The 21306-nt window shown below is 45.5% G+C and carries 16 protein-coding genes; 4 read left to right on the top strand and 12 right to left on the bottom strand.

Annotation, left to right across the window (positions count from 1 at the left end):
* Positions 1 to 219: 219 nt before the first annotated feature.
* The gene (locus QYT14_RS01390; RefSeq protein WP_288324199.1) at positions 220 to 2466 is read left to right on the top strand and encodes a HAMP domain-containing sensor histidine kinase; all 2247 of its coding nucleotides are present in this window, start codon (positions 220 to 222) and stop codon (positions 2464 to 2466) included.
* 27 nt (positions 2467 to 2493) lie between these two features.
* Here the strand turns inward: QYT14_RS01390 and nhaA are convergent, their stop codons facing one another.
* The 12 genes from nhaA to pstC all read right to left on the bottom strand — a co-directional run bounded on the left by nhaA (position 2494) and on the right by pstC (position 16937).
* The gene (nhaA, locus tag QYT14_RS01385; RefSeq protein WP_237038014.1) at positions 2494 to 3831 is read right to left on the bottom strand and encodes a Na+/H+ antiporter NhaA; all 1338 of its coding nucleotides are present in this window, start codon (positions 3829 to 3831) and stop codon (positions 2494 to 2496) included.
* Between the two features lie 132 nt (positions 3832 to 3963).
* On the bottom strand, positions 3964 to 5142 hold the full coding sequence (locus QYT14_RS01380) for a cation:proton antiporter (protein ID WP_237038015.1): 1179 nt from the start codon (positions 5140 to 5142) through the stop codon (positions 3964 to 3966).
* Positions 5143 to 5232: 90 nt separating this feature from the next.
* Positions 5233 to 7014, bottom strand: coding sequence for a translation elongation factor 4 (gene lepA / locus QYT14_RS01375; protein ID WP_237038016.1), 1782 nt, complete (start codon positions 7012 to 7014; stop codon positions 5233 to 5235).
* Positions 7015 to 7113: 99 nt separating this feature from the next.
* Entirely contained in the window at positions 7114 to 7317 is a 204-nt protein-coding gene (locus QYT14_RS01370) for a winged helix-turn-helix domain-containing protein (protein WP_005937362.1), read from the bottom strand.
* A 158-nt stretch (positions 7318 to 7475) separates the two neighbouring features.
* Positions 7476 to 7937 (bottom strand): C-GCAxxG-C-C family protein, encoded by a 462-nt coding sequence (locus QYT14_RS01365; protein WP_237038017.1) that lies wholly within the window; start codon positions 7935 to 7937, stop codon positions 7476 to 7478.
* Positions 7934 to 8890 (bottom strand): D-2-hydroxyacid dehydrogenase, encoded by a 957-nt coding sequence (locus tag QYT14_RS01360; protein ID WP_237038018.1) that lies wholly within the window; start codon positions 8888 to 8890, stop codon positions 7934 to 7936. Before QYT14_RS01360 ends, QYT14_RS01365 begins: the two co-directional genes overlap by 4 nt.
* 15 nt (positions 8891 to 8905) lie before the next feature.
* On the bottom strand, positions 8906 to 10183 hold the full coding sequence (locus QYT14_RS01355; RefSeq protein WP_288324138.1) for a replication-associated recombination protein A: 1278 nt from the start codon (positions 10181 to 10183) through the stop codon (positions 8906 to 8908).
* 158 nt (positions 10184 to 10341) lie between these two features.
* Positions 10342 to 12918, bottom strand: coding sequence for a DUF5686 and carboxypeptidase-like regulatory domain-containing protein (locus QYT14_RS01350; RefSeq protein WP_237038020.1), 2577 nt, complete (start codon positions 12916 to 12918; stop codon positions 10342 to 10344).
* 405 nt (positions 12919 to 13323) lie between these two features.
* Positions 13324 to 14025, bottom strand: coding sequence for a phosphate signaling complex protein PhoU (gene phoU / locus QYT14_RS01345; protein WP_237038021.1), 702 nt, complete (start codon positions 14023 to 14025; stop codon positions 13324 to 13326).
* Positions 14026 to 14068: 43 nt separating this feature from the next.
* Positions 14069 to 14821, bottom strand: coding sequence for a phosphate ABC transporter ATP-binding protein PstB (gene pstB / locus QYT14_RS01340; RefSeq protein ID WP_237038022.1), 753 nt, complete (start codon positions 14819 to 14821; stop codon positions 14069 to 14071).
* Between the two features lie 10 nt (positions 14822 to 14831).
* On the bottom strand, positions 14832 to 15719 hold the full coding sequence (gene pstA / locus QYT14_RS01335) for a phosphate ABC transporter permease PstA (RefSeq protein WP_288324137.1): 888 nt from the start codon (positions 15717 to 15719) through the stop codon (positions 14832 to 14834).
* 12 nt (positions 15720 to 15731) lie between these two features.
* A complete protein-coding gene (gene pstC, locus QYT14_RS01330; RefSeq protein ID WP_237038024.1) occupies positions 15732 to 16937 on the bottom strand; it encodes a phosphate ABC transporter permease subunit PstC in 1206 nt (401 codons plus the stop codon).
* A 230-nt stretch (positions 16938 to 17167) separates the two neighbouring features.
* Here pstC and QYT14_RS01325 point away from each other — a divergent pair, with 230 nt between their 5' ends.
* The 3 genes from QYT14_RS01325 to QYT14_RS01315 are packed head-to-tail and all read left to right on the top strand — an operon-like array spanning position 17168 to position 21306.
* Positions 17168 to 17986 carry a PstS family phosphate ABC transporter substrate-binding protein gene (locus QYT14_RS01325; RefSeq protein WP_288324136.1) on the top strand — a complete coding sequence of 273 codons (819 nt, stop codon included), beginning with the start codon at positions 17168 to 17170 and terminating at the stop codon, positions 17984 to 17986.
* A gap of 58 nt (positions 17987 to 18044) precedes the next feature.
* Entirely contained in the window at positions 18045 to 19784 is a 1740-nt protein-coding gene (locus QYT14_RS01320; RefSeq protein WP_288324135.1) for a glutamine--tRNA ligase/YqeY domain fusion protein, read from the top strand.
* A 10-nt stretch (positions 19785 to 19794) separates the two neighbouring features.
* Positions 19795 to 21306: a tetratricopeptide repeat protein gene (locus QYT14_RS01315; protein ID WP_237038027.1), complete on the top strand. Its 1512-nt coding sequence runs from the start codon at positions 19795 to 19797 to the stop codon at positions 21304 to 21306.

Here is a 21306-nt window from a genome sequence, read left to right as displayed (position 1 = left end):
AAACTTCCCTTTTATCGAAATCACCCTCGCTACAACTGTCTGTGGCGAGGGTGATTTTTAGTTTATGAGCGTTTCGACACACTCTCTTTTTCTCTTTCGGCCTACATTTCTTTCCCTCCCATTCTTCCTATTCAAGAAAACATTCCTATATTTGCGGAGTAATTATCTTCAATATTACTCTTTAATGATATGAAAGTGTTGGGTTATGGATTTATTGTGATGCTGCTATTGGTATGCCTTCCCGGGTGTACTTATTCCCCTCGTTCATCTCAATATAAAATAGCGCTTATCCATTCTTACCAGAAAGGTTACAGCAATGCCGAACGAATTAACAGACTCTTTGCCGATGAATTAAAGAGAAACGGATTGCAATGTAAAATTAAAAGTTATTATCTCAACTGCGAAAAATACAACAGCATAGATGAAGAACGTCGCATCTCCAGATTCATTGACGATTCAAGTGTATGGGGGGCCGATTTAATAGCAGTCCTTGACGACCAAGCCACTTACTCACTGATGGCGTGCAATCATCCGAAAGTCAGAGAAATACCTGTCGTCTTCAGCGGAGTGAACTATCCCAATATGGAGCTGCTGCAACAATACCCCAATGTAACCGGATACATTGACAAGCCCGATTACCTTAAGACTTGCCAAATGATTGAACGAATCATGGGAAAAGTATGTATCCATGTCATTAAAGGAGGTACTTTTCTGGATCGAATTATATGGCAAGACTTGGAAGAACAATGCGGAGGGCACAATATCAACATACGAGACAGGGTAAACGAACAGACATTACATATATCACCGGATTCATTAGAGAATAAAAAGTTCTCTCCTTTTGATTCGGAAAAGCCGACAGAACTTTCCTATCTCGATACGACTATGATTGCCAAACTGGTCAGCGACTCCGTCCCCGCACGCCGGTTGCTGTGGATGGCTAGCGGAGTCTTCGATTATTCCTTGTTTCTATATACCAAACGTGATTTCACCACTTTACGCATCGGCAGTTTGTTCGACAATCCCGGGTTTGAGACTATAAACGAAGGGTTCGGAGCAAATGATTATATGCTCGGAGGCTATTTTGCACCTATCGAAACTCAAATAAAAGATATGGCGGCAGGAATAAGAGAGAGACTGGACAAGAAGATACCTGGTCAGCAATTGCAGCAATGTGCCAAACAGTATGTTGTCAATTGGGGAACTTTGGAAAAGTTTAAAATAGCAGAAGAAAGGATTCCCAAGGAGTATATCATCATGTACAAACCTTTCAGCAAAGAATATTCCAGTCTTATCCTGAGCATCAGAATTGCTGTCGGCATCCTCCTGTTGATATTCGTGAGTTACCTTATTTATATATATGGACGGGAGAAAAAACGAAAACAAGATGCTTTGCGCAACTTAAAATATGAGCATGAGTTACTGAGTCTGGCCATGGAAAGCGGAAACACGTATGCATGGCGGTTCGATGGAGAGAAAGCTGTTTTCGATTCACAGTTTTGCGAACTGATTCATCATGACTCTACACAAATGAGCATCGAAGAAATGACCAACTTCATTCATCCCGACGAGCGGAGGAAATTCCTGCATCAGGTAGCCCACCTGTCAGACTATCCCAAACGGACAGCACAATACCGCTGTAAGTTTGCAGATGAATATCAATGGTGGGAATTTCGCTACAAACAGATTTATCACAATGACAAGACTCACCTCATCACCGGCTTACTGCAAAATATTCAGGAGGTAAAAGATAAGGAGGAAGAGTTGATTCAGGCCCGCAAGATTGCAGAGCAGGCAGAGTTAAAGCAATCTTTTCTAGATAATATGAGCCACGAGATACGCACTCCTCTCAATGCCATCACCGGGTTCTCCAATCTGCTGACTACGGAAAAAGACCTTTCGGAAGAAGAGAGACAGGAATTTGTCTCCATCATCAATGACAATACCGATTTATTGTTGAAACTGGTTAATGATGTACTGGAATTATCACGCATCGAATCCGGCAATATGTCATTCAGTTACCGGGAAGAAAGTGTCCGTTCCTTGCTCAACAGCATTTACAGCACTCATCAACTGATGATTTTGCCACCCTTGGAATTTATCAAAGAGTTTCCCGAAGAAGATGTACTTGTACGCATAGACAATATGCGTATGACACAGGTCATCACTAATTTCCTCAACAACGCCAGGAAATTCACGAAGAACGGATTTATCACCTTAGGATACCGCCATCAACCGGCTACCCATGAAGTACATATCTTTGTAGAGGATACCGGAGCCGGTATTCCGAAAGAAGAACAGCAAATCATATTCGACCGGTTCTATAAACATAATGAGTTCTCACAAGGAGTGGGGCTCGGCCTGTCCATCTGTAAAGTGATTGTTGAAAAGATGCAGGGACGCATCGAGGTTACTTCCGAAGTAGACAAGGGCAGCCGTTTTACCATCGTACTGCCCTGTCTGTAAATAAGTTATTCCAAATATCGCTCCACGTTAAGACAACGTCTTTTTCGGCAGCGTAAAATGCAAAACGATATAGCCCAACATACCGGCTATGATTGTACCCCCCAAAACACCTAATTTTGCCTGACTCAAAAGAATCGGAGACGTTTCGAATGATAAATTGGCGATAAACAGGGAAACAGTAAAACCGATACCTCCCAACAGGCAGATACCCGACAGGTTCACCCAGTTCATGCCTCTAGCCATGCTAGCCAATCCACTTCTGACAATAAGCCATGTAAAAGAGTAAATGCCGATAAATTTACCGACTACCAATCCCACCATGACCGCCCATGTGGGGGTTCCCACTTCTATTCCCCCATGACCGGCCGTCAGCACCACACCGGCATTGGCAAAGGCAAACAAAGGAATAATCACATAATTCACTAATCCATGCAAACTGTCTTCCAATGACTGCAAAGGAGAAATCACCCTGTCGGAAGCCGACTCAATGCTCTTCAATACATTTATTTGCAACTTGCTCAGAATAATGCCTTCCTTGTCCGTGCTCGGAAATATCTCTATGTTCTCCTTTATGCGGTTGATGTACCTACCTATCTTATAATGTGGCGTAGCCGGAATCGTAAACGCTACTATCACCCCTGCAATAGTGGCATGAATGCCGCTTTGTAAGAACAGGTACCACATCACCAGCCCCAGCAGAAGATAGAACCAACGATTGTGTATATGCAAATGATTGCCGGCACAAAGCACAAAAAGCACTCCAAAAGAATACAACAAGAAATTCACATCCAGATGGGAGGAATAAAACAAGGCTATTACCAGAATGCCGCCAATATCATCTACCACGGCAAAAGCGGTCAGAAATATCTTCAGACTGATAGGTACCCGGTTGCCGAATAAACTCAGCACCCCCAGAGAAAAAGCAATATCCGTAGCCATCGGAATAGCCAGACCGCTCTCGGCATCTGTACCCGATGTCATATAATAATAGATAATAACCGGAACAATCATACCTCCGCAAGCCGCCACTATCGGCAGCAAAGCCTGTCGAAAGCTGGACAACTCACCCACCAATGTTTCACGCTTAATCTCCAGTCCCACACTAAAGAAGAAAATAGTCATCAAGGCATCATTGATAAAATTCATCAAGGTCATGTGGCTCCCGTTATGACTGAATAAATTGAATTCCCCTATCTGAAGATGCACCTCTTTATTCCAAAAGGCCGCATAAGCATCTCCCCAGGGCGAATTGGCTATAATCATCGCCAGAAGTACGATAACCATCAATAGAATTCCCCCATTAATGTGATACCGAGTAGCACTTAGAAACGAAACATTCATGTTTCCGATTTTGAGTTTTTCCATGTCTTTCTCTGTTATAATATTAGATTCGTGATAAATTCTTATAAAACACGAACCTTCCTGTTATCTTTGAATTCAATAACAGAAAGGAACGCTTTATTGTTTGTATAAAATACTCTTCTTACAAAGTATATGTCAGCCGTTATAACTTCGCAATGCAAGGTTTTTCACCCACAGTACAAATATACTAGTTAAAATTAAATTTAGCACAAGAGTTAACACAGAAATTACCAGTGCAGGGCCGCCTAAATTATATCCCAATGCAATAAAGATGATTCCCGCTCCCACTTCTCCACGGGTAAACATACCGATAGATAAAGCAAGGCGCTCGCTCAACTTACGGTCTCTATAGAACAGCACCGGAAACAGTTTTCCGATATTCGACAACAAAGACACGATTACCACATGATAAATAATCATTCCCCAGGACATCATCTCTTGTGAGCCGGTAATGGAATGAGTACCGCTATGCGCCTCCGAAAAATCCACTCCGATAAAGAGAGGCATACTCATACCCACCAGAAACATGAACAAGAAAGAGACGCCGGTAGACACTTTATGCTCCAAAGGAGTATCTATCTCCTTATGTTTCATAATCATACCCAGAACGAAAGCCGGCAACAACACCTCAATATGGATACTTCCTTCGTCTCCATAAAAGTGCTTGCTCACCATATACACCAACTGTGTAACGGCGAAAACCATGACCGAGTAAAAGAAAATGGCTTTCCAGTCTTGCCTCCAATTGTATTTCCCCAACTGTTTCCAACCGATAGAAAGCAATATGAACACTACTAAAACAATGATAATCAACTGCCAGCGCAGTCCCACCATCATTATTTGCAACGGAATCATCAGCAAGATAGTATCCAGGTCATCAAAGATGGCCAATACCTGAATCTTTTTATAAATCCAACTTGATTTTAATCCGAGAGCCGCCAACATGGTAAACAGGATACCGGCAGAAGTGGGAGCCGCAAAACGGCTTAACAGAAGATTCTCTTTCCATGCTTCCCAACTATGCCAATATTCGGGCGGTAACAAAACAAATACATAATAAACGGCTATCAAAATCCAAGGCATCGCTGCCGTAGCCATTGCAATAAAATAATCCTCAGCATAACTCTTCCATCTCGTCTTGTCCATGACAAACTCACGACCGACATTAATCATGATAAAACTCAAGCAGATGTAGAGCAACACATCAGACACACTCTTTATGGTGGTGTACCCCTCGCCTACCGCACCCGGCAAGACTTGAGACACCAAAAGACCCATCATCAGAAAGGCCGAAAAAGACAGAACTTTTCTCATTTATATTTATTTAAAGATTATATAATAAATGGAATGATTGCCTTGAAAGTTCTGCTGACAGCGACAATCATTCCGGGTATTTTACTTTTTTTAATCCAGCTTCAATACAGCAAGGAACGCTTTCTGCGGTACTTCCACATTACCAATCTGCTTCATGCGCTTTTTACCCTTCTTTTGCTTTTCAAGCAATTTACGTTTACGGCTCACGTCACCACCGTAACATTTTGCCGTTACATCTTTACGGACAGCCTTTATCGTCTCACGCGAGATAATCTTTGCACCGATAGCCGCCTGAATAGCAATATCAAACTGTTGGCGCGGAATCAGCTCCTTCAGTTTCTCACACATCCGCTTACCCAAGTCGTAAGCATTGTCGACATGTGTCAATGTAGAAAGAGCATCCACCGACTCACCGTTCAACAGGATATCCAGTTTCACCAGTTTAGAAGGGCGGAAACCGGACTGATGATAGTCAAATGAAGCATACCCCTTGGAAATACTCTTCAACTTATCATAAAAATCAATCACAATCTCTCCCAACGGCATTCTGTAATGTATCTCCACACGGTTGCCCGATACATAATTCTGACGCACCAGTTCTCCGCGCTTGCCCAGACACAAAGTCATAATAGGGCCGATATAATCGGTCGCAGTTATCACGGTAGCATCAATATAAGGCTCCTCGATATGGTCAATCAGAGTCGGGTCCGGCATACCTCCGGGGTTATGCACCTCATTGGCATGTCCCTGCTTGTCATATATCATATACGATACATTCGGAACAGTAGTAATCACATTCATATCGAACTCACGGTCCAAACGCTCCTGTACAATCTCCATGTGCAGCAATCCCAAGAAACCGCAACGGAACCCAAAACCCAAAGCCAATGAAGACTCAGGCTGGAACGTCAAAGAAGCATCATTCAACTGGAGTTTCTCAAGCGAAGCACGAAGATTTTCATAATCTTCCGCTTCAATCGGATAAACTCCCGCAAACACCATCGGCTTCACTTCCTCAAATCCGGCAATCGCCTTCTCGCAAGGACGGGCAATATGGGTAATGGTATCTCCCACCTTCACTTCACGTGATGTCTTGATACCCGAAATGATATATCCCACATCGCCGGTGCGCAACTCGTTACGAGGCACCATATCCATTTTCAGAACTCCGATTTCATCAGCATCATATTCCTTACCCGTATTGAAGAACTTCACTTTGTCTCCCTTACGTATCACTCCGTTCTCTATCTTGAAATAGGCTATGATACCACGGAACGAGTTGAATACAGAGTCGAAAATCAAGGCTTGGAGCGGAGCTTCGTCATCGCCCACCGGATGCGGTACGCGTTCGATTACAGCGGCCAGAATATCTTCAACTCCCATACCGGTCTTGCCTGATGCACGAATGATATCTTCACGTTTGCAGCCCAGCAGGTCGATTATCTCATCTTCCACTTCTTCGGGCATTGCACTTGCCATATCACACTTGTTCATCACGGGAATAATTTCGAGGTCGTGCTCCAATGCCATATAAAGGTTGGAAATAGTCTGTGCCTGTACTCCCTGCGAAGCATCCACTACCAGCAAAGCCCCTTCGCAGGCAGCAATCGAACGCGATACCTCATAAGAGAAGTCCACGTGCCCCGGAGTGTCAATCAGGTTGAGAATATATTTTTCTCCCTTATAGGTATACTCCATCTGGATGGCATGACTCTTAATGGTAATGCCTCGTTCTTTCTCCAAATCCATATCATCCAACATCTGCCCTTCAGTCACTTGAATGGTATTGGTGAACTCCAGCAGACGGTCGGCCAAGGTTGATTTTCCATGGTCGATATGTGCAATAATACAAAAGTTACGGATATTCTTCATCTTCGTCGTTTAAATTTCGCGCAAATATACAAAAAAATGCGTTGGCTACATATAAAAACGATGTGCCAACGCATTTTTTTATGAGTTTCTTTTTCTTGTTTACACCAATTTTACAAAGACTTCACCTTCTACTTCAGAAGTTTCCACTTTGTCTTCTCTTAACAACCAACCCAAACCAAGATAAAAATCCTTATCTGCTTTCAATTTCGCAGCCTTTTTGATTTGTTTTTGTGTTAAACCTTCGGTTCCGTTCAGTGCTTCCCAGATTTGTCCGGCAAGAGCACCAGCTTTTTCTTTCAACATTTTCGATTTACTTTTAGTTAAACGTTAATCCGCATCCGCTTTTAATGTTGGCGAATGTTTGTGTTTCTTATCGGTTGCAAAGATACACAAAATTATGTTGTTCAACACGTTTGATTCAAAAAAGTTTTGTTTTCTATAAGAAAAAGCGATTTTCGCAGCTATTTTTTATGGTTTTCGAGATATTCACTCCAAATTTTAGCGGCTTCTTCTACCATCTTTACACACGGACGCTTGGCATAATACTGCTCCGTGCGGGCTTCGGGAGTAGAAACAACCGGTTCTTTTTTACTTAATCCCAACAAATCGGAACATCTCAAGGCACCGTTTCTGCGTTTGAACTCTTCCGCCAATTCCTGCACTAGCGCATAATTGGCAGCCTTTCCCGCGCGGTCACTGCCTTCTGTAGCGCCGGTTTCGAGTCCGGCAAGCAGAAACATACCGCAAGCGGCCCCACATGTTTCACGCATACGTCCTATGCCGCCTCCGAATGAAGCGGCCATCCGCAACGCCTGTTCGCGCGTAAAACCGTACTCGTCGGCAAAAGCGGCGACAACGGATTGTGAACAATTATATCCTTCTTTAAACAAAGCCACTGCTTTTGCCACTCTATCTTCTTTCATTTCGCTACGTTGTTTACTATTTCATGATTCATATATCCTTTCAGGTTCTCCACCGCAATGTCCATCAGGCGCATGCGGGCTTCTTTGGTTGCCCAGGCGATGTGAGGAGTGACAAAACAGTTTCTGGCCGTCAGCAACGGGTTGTCGTGTTCGGGCGGTTCGGAGCAGAGCACATCCAGACCGGCAGCAGCAATCACTCCCTTATTCAGCGCATCCGCCAAGTCTCTTTCATTCACCAGCGGACCGCGACCGGTATTGACCAGTATGGCAGTGGGCTTCATAACTGCAAGACGAGCCGCATTGACCAATTCTTTGGTTTCTGCGGTCAGCGGACAGTGCAGGCTCACCACATCACACTCACGAAACAGCTCGTCCAATTCCATTTTTTGTATTCCTTCAGGCAACTGAGACTGTGCTTTCGAAGTGTATGCACACACCTTCATCCCAAAAGCGGAAGCGATGCGCGCTGTCGCCTTTCCCGTATTTCCCAATCCGACAATACCGATTTTCTTTCCGTCCAACTCCGTCAGTCCGGTGTCCCAATAGCAGAAATCGGGATTGTCTGCCCAACGCCCCCGACGATTGTCATGAGCATAATGTCCCACACGCTGGGTAATGTTCAGAAGATGGGCAAATACCATCTGCGCCACAGAAGCGGTACTGTAGGCAGGTATATTTGTCACAATGATGCCACGTTCCCTGGCAGCCGCCACATCCACTATATTATATCCGGTAGCCAAGACACCGATATATTTCAATGCAGGCAATGCCGCCATATTTTCTGCAGTAATCACCGTCTTATTGGTGATAAGCACTTCCGCTCCGGCAGAGCGTTCCATCAACTCATCGGGAGCAGTACGGTCGTAAACCGTCAGTTCACCCAATGCTTCCATCCCCTTCCATGATAAATCGCCGGGATTTAACCCATAACCATCCAAAACTACTATTTTCATATCTTTTTATTATAATTATTCTTTAAACTTATCTCCCCAGAGCCCTTGCATCCGTTCTTTCAGCTTTACTTCCTGAGCATTATTCTGCGGATGCCAAATCCGGCTGTCTTTTATCTCATCAGGCAAAAACTGCTGGTTCACGAAGTTTCCCTGATAGGCATGCGCATATTTATAATCCTTTCCATACCCCAATTGTTTCATCAACTTGGTAGGAGCATTGCGCAAATGCAACGGCACAGGCAGGTTTCCTGTCGAGCGCACCAACTCCAATGCACTGTTGATTCCCTCATAAGCAGAATTGCTCTTCGGACTGGTAGCCAGATATACGGTCGCCTCTGCCAAGGGAATACGTCCTTCGGGCCAGCCTATCTTCATCACTGCATCAAAAGCCGTATTTGCCAGCAGCAATGCATTCGGATTGGCAAGTCCGATATCTTCCGCCGCCGATATCACCAACCTTCGGGCAATGAAAGCCGGATCTTCCCCGCCTTCCACCATCCTCGCCAGCCAGTAAAGCGCACCGTCGGGGTCACTGCCCCGGATAGACTTAATGAAAGCGGATATAATATCATAATGCATCTCACCATCCTTATCATAAGCCAATGGATTCTGCTGCAAGCGTTCTGTCACCTTTTCATCGGTTATCACTATCGCCTCGCTGTCGGTATCAGCCTCAACCACCAGCTCCAGTATATTCAGAAGCTTACGGGCATCTCCGCCCGAAAAGCGCAGCATCGCGTCCGTTTCCTTCAGCTCGATATTCTTCTCTTTCAGAATAGAGTCCTTAGTAATGGCAATATGCAGGAGCTCCAGCAAATCATCTTTCTCCAATGACTTCAGCACATATAATTGACAGCGGGACAGTAACGGACGAATCACTTCGAAAGAGGGATTCTCGGTAGTAGCTCCAATCAATGTCACCACTCCGGTCTCTACTGCTCCCAGCAACGAATCCTGCTGTGATTTGCTGAAACGGTGAATTTCATCTATAAACAAGATGGGACTGGCCTGCGAGAAGAAGCGGTTGCTTTTTGCCTTCTCTATCACATCGCGCACATCCTTCACACCCGAAGTGACGGCACTCAACGTATAGAAAGGCGTTTCCAACTTATTGGCGATAATTTGTGCCAATGTGGTCTTTCCCACCCCCGGAGGGCCCCAAAGTATGAAAGAGGAAATGCGCCCTGCATCAATCATCTTTCTCAGAATAGCCCCCTGTCCTACCAGGTGCTTCTGTCCTATATAATCATCCAGCGTCTTCGGACGCAGGCGTTCTGCTAACGGTTGTGCCATAGTTGTATCTAGTTATACTGATGTTGCAAAGTTAATAAAATAATGCCTTCAACCGACCCACTGACATAAAAAAGTGCCCCTGCATTTTGTTCAAACGACAGGGGCATTTCAAGAATATAACAGAAATGGTTTTCCGGATAACCGGAACAACAGTCTGATTAGAAGGTCATCATCACCATTAATCGGATACCCCATTTATTGGCACCCGGATTGTCCAGATAGTTGAGACGGCGTACATAGTCGATATGTAATATCTTGAAGATATTATGAATACCTACCGAGCATTCCATATAAGGCGTTTTGGGATTCATCACAAAACTGGTGGGATGACCGTCGCGCGTCGGGAACAGGAACAGTTCGCTGTCACCCGGATTCTTCAACGGATTATTCTTGTCCGTCAAATGACCGTACAGCATCTTGAAACCGATAGCCTCACGCCATTTCAACTTCTTCAGCAACGGAATCCGATTGAATATCTTACCATTCAAATCCCATGAGATATCAAACGAAGCATAACGGTCATTCAAGAATTCCATGTTATTGACCAGATTGAAAGTCTCACGCTGAAGAATATATGACAAGTTGGCCGCCGGCATAATCAGCAATGGGAACGGCACCTTATTCCACTGTGCCCCTCCCTTCAGGAACATATCTATCTTGCCCCATGAAGAGAACCAGAAACGCTTGTACAAACCCACCTCAGTCAGATTATAATTATACTCGCCTCCAAAGACACCCTTAAAACCGGTCGTATGCGACAGTGTGAACACCGGCGCATCAAAAGACACCGGCAAACGACGTTGCTTGGTATTGATGTAAGTCTCTCCCGGCGCATAACGGAAAGCCAACGAAGCCTCCATCGTCTGTATTTCAGGTATCAGCGTTTTCTTATCATCATTGGTTATATAAGCCAATCCTCCGGTAGGCTCATCCTTACTGTGCTTCACCTCTACGGTAGTCTTCAATCCGTATTGGGTTTCATTCTCATATTTCAATGCAATATTGCGCACATAAGACATCTGGTCTACCGTAGACGTCTTGAATGACACAAACACATTGTCCTTATCCGTTTTCAGGAACTTGTCCGTCGGCGACATCACATCATACTGATAACTCAGGGTGATGGAGTTTTTCGGGAACTCGCGCGGCAGATACTCCTTCTTATTGAAAGAATATTCCATTTCAGCCATATACTTGGAGCGGTGGTCCTTGAAACCGTATGCATAATAGCCCTTAAAGAATAAATGCGGATTCAGGTTTGCCGTGGTCTGCGCACTCATACGCAGGCGGAGACCGTCTATATAGTTATTCGAAATCATGGTATTCACCGGGCCTATATCCACCTTGCTCGGGTGGTCTTTCGTTCCGGTTTCCACAAAGTTCTCAATAAACGCCTTCAATACAAATATCACATATTTAAAGCCGGGCATCTGCTCCAAGCGCTTGACCAGCATGTCCATCGAACTTTCCGTCTCTGTCAGCGGCACCTGCCGGTACTGGTTCCAGAAGTCCTCTCCCCGCATCATGGCATCCGCCTCCTTTATTTCGGACCCCTTCCTCTTGAACAACTGTTGCGGCAGTTCATCAAAGGCATAGTCCGAATAGCGCGTCGTTCTCCGGATTTGAAATCCCTGCATGATTTTCATCAGTGTCAGCTCCACAATCATATCATCCGTTTTCAGCACCCATTCGCCATTCGGCAGTTGCTCAAATTCCTGAATGATATCCATGTTGTCGACAAAGTTCACACCTGATTTCTTAGGCAAGTTCATGGTACACTTCTTCACCGTGTAACTAGAGTCGGCCAATACATACAAGTGTCCGGTAAAGCCGAAATCCTGTGAGTTATTGGGAACAAACGTCAAATGGAAACAACGATCCTTGTCCACATACGTCGTGTCCATGATATAATACTTATAGAAAGAAATGGCATCACTGGAAGAAATAGGACTGATAAACGGATATTGCAACAAGCGGATATCGTCATCATATATGTTCACATCCGTAAATACGTCTTTCAATACCGTGCTCAGCATATCCCCCGTGGCAAACAGTTCGTTCACCCCCGATGAGCTCATACCTTTAATGATATTCTTCTCACTCTTCGGATGCTTACGATAGATTTTCTGCGAGGCCGTTTCGTCCACAGAGATGGGAAGAATAAACTTGCTTGTTTCCTCGCACAGTTCAATCTGGTCTTTCAGAAAAGGCATCTTCTTATACATCCCTTTTTCCAACATTTCGGGAGTAACATCATTGAGAGCCATCGTAATCTTCTGATACTTATTGTATTGATAGTAATCATTCTCGTCCAGCTTGTTGTTTCGCTTATGGGCAATGACCTTCTTCATCATCTCCACGGCTGGATTATTCTTACGGGAATACTTTTCGCGTTTAGGCTTCACGATTACCTCCTGCAACTCGATATCATCCGGACGCAACTTTACATTCATCGTCTTGGTCACTCCGGGAATGATGGTCACCACCTTGTTGACATACCCCACCGACGAGAACGTCAGTTTGTTCCATCCCTGGCGTGTTTCCACACTATAACGCCCGTCGGCGTCCGTTATTCCACCCACTCCTTTACCATCATAATACACAGAAGCATAGGGGATTGGTTCATTGGTTAATGAGTCAGTTACAACGCCTTGTATTTTTTGGGCAGATGCGGTAAGCGTACCAATCATCAACACCCAAATCAATAAAAATGACTTTATATATTTATTCTCCATTCTTTTTACCGGTATCTTATATATATGAGAGTGCAAATTTAATCATTAACTTAAAAAGAAGTTGCTAATATAAGCTAATAAAAACAGAAATCTTACGTTTTGACCAATATTTAGGTGAAATATAACAAATACTCCCCTCAGACAGAGAGTAATAAAAAAGGGGTCTTTTCACAAAGCCCCCTTTTTAAGTTTTCAATAGGTATTAGTTTTTTTTAAGGTAAAAAGATTGTTTTCAGGATAACGTTGCAAATATCGAGCCTTTTTTTAAACCAGCCAAATAAAAAACTATGCCATACAACATGTTTTTAGACTTTTCTGTCTTTTTTGGCTATTTACGAACTGAAAGCCCTTTATCTGCCCTGTTATGTTGACAAAGATAACAAAAATTTGGCGAATGAACACATTTTATTGTTTTTTTTCTTTCCCCATGAAATGTTCATCCACTTTTCCGCTATGCTTTAAGACTTTTGCGTCTATAAAAAAAACAATCTCTTCAGCAATATTCGTTATATGGTCTCCTGCCCTTTCGAGTTTGCGAATCACAGTTCCCAGTTCCAGACAAGTTAAAAAACAATCGGGGTGCTTTTCAAGATATGCAGTCAGCACACCCGGAGCATCCGCATTAATCTGATCCAGCAAATTGTCTTTACTGAAGACGGTCAACGCCAAATCCAAATTTTCTTCATTCAGTGCTGTCTTGGTCATTTCGAGCATACCGAGCACTTGTCTTTGCATCTCCTCTATCCGCAGTTCGCGGAGTAATTCTCCGTCGAGGGCCGTTTCATCGCTTCTCACCACAAAGCGGGCAATGCCCTCGGCAAAGTCTCCCAATCGTTCCAGGTCGTTGTTTATCTTGAACATGGCTAATACAAAGCGCAAATCTATCGCCACCGGATTATAAAGGGCAATGGTATCTTCCACATCACTGTCTATCTTCAGTTCGAAAGCATTGACCCGCTTTTCGCGGACAATCACTTGTTGCGCCAAATCACGGTTGAATGTCAGTACCGATTCTCCGGCCCTGTCCAATTGGTTATACACCAGTGTCCACATCTCGTTCACCTCTTTTTTCAGTGAGGTTAGTTCTGATTCTATAAATTTCACCATAATATCATCTTTCTTTTATATTCTGTTCCTGATGGTACCCCCATCATCCGAAGCGCCCCGTAATGTAGTTCTGGGTAGCCTCTTTGCTTGGGTTTGTAAAAATCTTCTTCGTATCGTCATATTCCACCATCGAGCCCATGTAGAAGAAAGCGGTCTTATCACTGACACGCGCCGCCTGCTGCATATTATGGGTGACAATAACGATGGTATATTCCTTCTTCAGTTCATGAATCAGTTCTTCCACCTTGGCAGTGGAAATGGGGTCGAGTGCCGACGCAGGTTCGTCCATGAGCAGAACAGAAGGCGATACAGCCATGGCACGCGCTATGCACAAACGCTGCTGCTGCCCGCCCGAAAGGGCAAAGGCCGACTCTTTCAACTTATTCTTCACCTCATCCCACAGGGCAGCCCCTTTTAATGTTTCCTCCACCCGGTGACGGATAAACTCATTGTCCTTCACCCCATTCACCCGCAGCCCATAGGCCACGTTTTCGAAAATACTTTTCGGAAAAGGATTGGGACGCTGAAACACCATCCCCACATTCTTTCGGAGTTCGTCCACTTGCACGGATTTATCATAGATGTCCATGCCGTCTATCCGTATCTCCCCCTCCAGGCGTGCACCGGGAATCAAATCGTTCATACGGTTGAAGAGGCGGAGAAAGGTAGATTTTCCACATCCCGACGGACCGATAAAAGCCACTACCGCTTTCTCTTCAATCGTCATACTGATATCTTTCAATGCCTGAAAATCTCCATAGAAGAAATTCACATGTCGCGCATCTATCTTATTCATATATTATAGATTAATTCGTTTTTAGTTTATTTGAGAAATACCTGCGAAGTCCGTTTGCCAGTAAATTGATGACCAGAATAATGAAAATAAGCACCAAAGCGGTTCCGTAAGCAATGGGCAATTGCGACTCCATGTCGGTTCCACTGGTCGATATGACATAAAGGTGATAAGGAAGGGCCATACACTGGTCTAATATGCTATGCGGCAACTGCGGCAGGAAGTAAGCGGCACAAGTGAACAGGATGGGTGCGGTTTCACCCGATACCCTTCCCATTGCAAGGATAAGTCCCGTGATGATATTGGGCATTCCCATCGGAAGAATCACATGCCAGATGGTTTGCAGTTTGGTAGCCCCCAACGCCAGACTGCCTTCGCGGTAACTGTCCGGAATGGCTTTCAGAGCCTCCTCGGTGGTGCGAATGACCAACGGCACACAAAGCAAGCCCAAAGTGAGTGAACCCGCCAGAATACTGTCGCCGAAGCCCAGATATTTCACAAACAGTGCCATACCGAACAAGCCGAAGACAATGGACGGAATGCCGCTCAGGTTGTTTGTCATCACCCGTATGAAACGGACTAACTTGCCTTTCGGAGCATATTCGTTCATATAAATACCGCTCATCACGCCCACAGGAAAAGCAAACAAAGCACTGCCTGCCATCAGATAAAAAGTACCCACAATAGCCGGCCAGATACCTCCTCCCGTCATTCCGTCGCTGGGAGGCGAAGTGAGGAATTTCCAGTTGATGACTCCTATACCTTTATATATGATAAAGCCCAAGATACTGAACAGAATCAGCACAATGCTGTAACTCAGCAGTTTGAACACTCCGAACGCCATCCACTGCAAACGTCTCTTGCGCACCCCTTGGCGGGCATTAAATATACTTTCTTTCATATTCCTATCGTATTATGACTTCCTTCCGGAACTTGCTCCGGTTTTGGATGATATATATTCTACACTGAAATTGATAATCATGGTAATCAGGAACAGCACCACCCCCAACAGGAACAGGGCCTCATAATGCGCACCGCCGGCAGGGGCTTCTCCCAGTTCGGCGGCAATCGTTGCCGGAATCGTGCGTAGCGGTTCCAGAATCGTAGTCGGTATCACAGCCGCATTGCCGGTCACCATCAGCACAGCCATCGTCTCGCCAATGGCACGTCCGATGCCCAGTACCACTCCCGATGTGATGCCGGAAATGGAAAACGGAATCACCACTTTACAGATGGTCTGCCAGTGTGTGGCTCCCAAGGCCAGACTCGCTTCGCGCATGGCACGCGGACAATTGCGCATGGCATCCTCGCTCACCGTGATAATAGTGGGCAAAGCCATGATAGCCAGCACGACGCTTCCCGCCAGGCCGGTTTCTCCCACCGGCAGGTCAAACACCTTCTGAATGAGGGGCACAATGACTATCAGTCCGAAAAAACCGTATACCACCGACGGTATGCCACTCAGCAATTCGATAACCGGCTTCAGAAATCCGCGTGTACGGCTGCTTGCCACTTCCGACATATATACAGCTACAGACAGGCCGAACGGCAGGGCAAGGAGAATAGCGAAGAAACTCACCCAAAGCGTTCCCATAACCAAAGGGACAAAGCCGAACTGCGGAGCCGGAGTTGCCGTCGGAAACCATTCTTTTCCGGCAAACACTTCCGAAAATGAAATATGTCCGTCTTCCAGCAAATGTCCCGGGAAGTCCTTTTCTATAAATTTAGCCGGAACAAAAGCAATGATGCCCGGATTGTCTGCCACTATCTTACTGATACATGCTTCCGCCTTGTCGTATTCCGCGCCCAACTCTTCTTCCGAAAAGTAGGAAGTGATATCTTCCAGTCGGAACACCTTGATACCGGTATCGAAACCGCCGACTTCGCTCCAATTGGTTATCTCTTCGTCAAACACATCTTTAATTTGCACCGCACTCAGTTTCCTGACCGGATTTTCCTTGTTGACAGCCAGCACATACCCTTCTTCTATCACCTTGTTTCCAAAGAGTCCGAATGCCTCTGTAAACAGAAAAACGACAATCAGCACTATAGCGATGCTTGTGATAAAGCCGCTGCAAGTCAATATTCCTTCGATAATCTTTTCCCAAACTCGTTTCATACAGTTTTAGTCTTCTATTAATAACCGAATGCAAAAAAAGCTCCTTTATATTAAGACGGTATGAAAGAAGCTTGAAGCATTTGCTACAATTGTGTTACAAAGATGTTACAAACAAAAAAAAAGGCGGACACTGTACCGTCACTTTTCACTCGTAACAGAATCGTAACACACAAGTAAAACAAATGACATCTCAAAACGTTTTCTTTGCAAATAAATTAATATAAGAGCTTATGAGCCCATTCAAGACATTGTTTTTCTTACTATCGTTACTGACCTGTTTCCATGTTTCCGCACAGCGTATCAAAGGCAGCGACACCGTACTACCCGTCTCACAAGAGACTGCAGAAATATTTATGAATGCCTATCCCGAACAGCGGGTGACCGTCACCGGCGGCGGAACCGGAGTAGGCATATCCGCCCTCATGGATTATACCACCGATATCGCCATGGCCTCACGCCCCATCAAGTTCAGCGAAAAAATGAAACTGAAAGCGGCCAAACAGGAAGTGGAGGAAGTGATTATCGCCTACGATGCCCTTGCTGTCATTGTCCATCCGGATAACCCCGTCAGCCGCCTTACACGGCAGCAGCTGGAGGGCATCTTCCGCGGCAAGATTGTGAACTGGAAACAAGTGGGAGGCCCCGATATGAAAATCATTGTCTACTCTCGCGAGACCTCTTCGGGAACATACGAATTCTTTAAAGAAAGCGTCCTGAAGAACAAGAACTACATGAGCGGCAGCCTCTCCATGCCGGCAACCGGCGCCGTCATCCAGTCTGTCAGCCAAACCAAGGGAGCCATCGGATATGTAGGCCTCGCCTATCTGTCGGACCGTGTCAAGCCGATAGCCGTTTCGTATGACGGAGGAAAACACTATGTACTGCCCACCCTGGAAAACGGAACCAAAAGACAATACCCCATAGTGCGCCCGCTCTACTATTATTATAATGTGTCCGACAAAGCGAAAGTCAGCCCTTTCATCGAGTATATACTTTCCCCCGAGGGGCAAAATATTATAAAAAAGGGAGGATATATTCCCGTGAAATAACGCATATCCCAAAAAGAATACGTATTTTTGCACCCTAAAGTGTAAAATTAATATCACTATGACTGAAATGAACGCTACAGAAGCTACAGAAAAGAGAAGTCTGAACTTCATCGAACAGGCAGTAGAGAACGACCTGAAGGAAGGTAAAAACGGAGGAAAGGTCCAAACTCGTTTCCCGCCGGAACCCAACGGTTATCTCCACATCGGTCATGCCAAGGCCATTTGCCTGGATTTTGGGATAGCCGCACGCTATGGTGGAGTATGTAACCTGCGTTTCGACGACACCAACCCGACCAAAGAAGATATGGAATATGTGGAAGCCATCAAGGAAGATATCCAGTGGCTCGGATTCCAATGGGGAAATGAATATTATGCATCCGACTACTTCCAACAATTGTGGGACTTCGCCATTCGTCTCATCAAGGAAGGAAAAGCTTATATAGACGAACAGAGCTCCGAAGTGATTGCCGCACAGAAAGGCACGCCCACCCAGCCGGGTGTGGAAAGCCCTTACCGCAACCGCCCGATAGAGGAGACACTCGAACTGTTCCAAAAGATGAACACCGGAGAAATAGAGGAAGGAAAGATGGTGCTGCGTGCCAAGATAGATATGGCAAGCCCCAATATGCACTTCCGTGACCCTATCATCTACCGTGTGGTGAAAACACCCCATCACCGTACAGGCGAAACATGGAAGGCATACCCGATGTATGACTTCGCCCACGGACAGAGTGACTTTTTCGAAGGTGTGACCCACTCTTTGTGTACACTGGAATTTGTCCCCCACCGTCCGCTTTACGACTTGTTTGTGGATTGGGTAAAAGAAGGGAAAGACCTGAACGACAACCGCCCCCATCAGTACGAGTTCAATAAACTGAACCTGAACTACACACTGATGAGCAAGCGTAACCTGCTGATTCTGGTTAAGGAACACTTGGTGAACGGTTGGGACGACCCCCGTATGCCGACCCTCTGCGGTTTCCGCCGCCGTGGTTATTCTCCCGAGTCTATCCGCAACTTCGTTGACAAAATCGGTTACACCACATACGATGCCTTAAACGACTTCGCCCTGCTGGAGAGCGCAGTACGCGAAGACTTGAATACCCGCGCCACTCGTGTATCCGCCGTAGTCAATCCGGTGAAGCTTATCATCACCAACTATCCGGAAGGCCAAGTGGAAGAGATGGAAGCCATCAACAACCCCGAAGACCCGACAGCCGGCACACATACCATCGAATTCAGCCGTGAACTCTGGATGGAACGCGAAGACTTCATGGAAGACGCTCCGAAGAAATATTTCCGTATGACTCCGGGACAGGAAGTCCGCCTGAAAAACGCATACATCGTAAAGTGCACCGGTTGCAAGAAAGACGAAGAAGGCAACGTGGTGGAGGTATATGCCGAATACGACCCCGACACCAAAACCGGTATGCCCGGCAGCAGCCGCAAGGTAAAAGGCACACTGCACTGGGTGAGCTGTGCCCACTGTCTGAAAGCGGAAGTACGCCTGTATGACCGCTTATGGAAGGTAGAGAATCCGCGTGACGAAATGGCCGCCATCCGCGAAGCCAAAAACTGCGACGCACTGCAAGCCATGAAAGAAATGATTAACCCGGATTCATTACATATCCTGAGCGAATGCTATGTAGAGAAATACCTCGCAGATGCCAAACCACTGGATTACTTACAGTTCCAGCGCATCGGCTATTTCAATGTAGACAAAGACTCCACGCCCGAACACCTGGTGTTCAACCGCACCGTATCTTTAAAAGATACCTGGAGTAAAATCAATAAATAAAAAACTGCTTATGAACAATGACCTGTCTTCCTATTTTGAAGACCCGGAATTTAAAGAAGCATTAGAAAAATACGAGGGTATGGTAGAAAACCATACCCCCGCTTATTTTGATGCTGACGAACTGACAGACATCGCTGAATATTATGCTTCAAAAGGAAGACAAACAGAAGCAGAAGCTGCAATAGATTTTGCTTTACAATTGCATCCCAATGATACGGATGCCTTGATTTTCCGTGCCCGGTCCCTAGCCATGAAAGGCAGGCTGGACGAAGCGTATTTGGTAATGGAATTGATTGAAGACCAATCAGACCGCGAAGTGAAATTCCTGAAAGCCGACTTGCTAATGGAAGAAAGACGTCTGAAAGAGGCCGACCATGTATTCGAAGAACTGGCTGCCGACGAGGATGGAAAGCTCGAAACCCTTATCGATATTATCCTTGCCTATATAGACGCCAATCAGGAAGCACTGGCAAAGAAATGGATTAAACGCGTCAGCGACACCTACGACCTTGACTCCCTTCCCAAAAAAAGTCAGAAATTCAGAGACCTGTTGTGTGACTTCTATATCACTTTCAACCATCCCGAAGAGGCCATCCCTCTCCTGCAGACCACACTCGACCGCTACCCCTACTCCATCAACCATTGGAACAGTCTGGGCAAATGCTACCTGAGTACCAATGATTTCGGAGAGGCACACGAGGCAATAGACTTTGCACTGGCCATCGACGACGGCAATACAGAGGCACTGACACTTAAAGCTTTCTGCTACCAGCAAAGCGGTGAATTGCAAAAAGCCTGCGATTACTATCTCCGCCTGGCAGACCGACAGGAGAATAAAGCACGCGCTTATCTGGCATTGGCAAAGACCTATTTCGAAATGCAGGATTATACTTCCTCCATCTATTATATAGAGGAACTGCTAGACAATAAAGATGTATTAAATACATACGAACTGTCCGAACTGTATGGCGACATTGCCTTATGCCATGCTGCTTTAGGGCACAGCGGTGTGGGGCAGGCATTCATCCGGCGCTCCTTGGAACTGAACGAAAACGACCCCGACACACTCGTCGTTGCAGGACGGTTCTTCCTGATGGAAGCCAAGGAATGTAATGACCAGGCTGCCAAAGAAGAAAACCAAGCCAGAGGAGAACTGCACTTCCGGCAGGCATTGACCCTAATTATGGAAGATGAACGACTGGAGTTTCTGTTCACCATCGGTGCCGCCTGTTTCGACACACAGAATTTCAAACTCGCCGCACAATACTACGAACAGATAAACCGCGAATTTCCCGATAATGCACCGGCCACCTATTTCTTTCTGGCCTATTGCTATTTCTATCTGGAAGAAGCCATCTCCTGTATGCATTACATCGCAAAGATGAAACATGAGTTGCCCGACGCATACAGCAACCTGGGTACAAGCGACTCCGTACTGAGCGACACACGCTTTAACGAGTTAATGCGTAACCTGAAAGACAGTGTCAATAATGGAAAAGTAGACTTAGACAATTTCTTATAA

It is taken from the genome of uncultured Phocaeicola sp. (genome assembly GCF_948499155.1).
Taxonomy (GTDB): domain Bacteria; phylum Bacteroidota; class Bacteroidia; order Bacteroidales; family Bacteroidaceae; genus Phocaeicola; species Phocaeicola faecalis.
The sequence above is the reverse complement of the archived record's forward strand: the minus strand, read 5'-3'. Positions and strand labels throughout refer to the sequence as shown.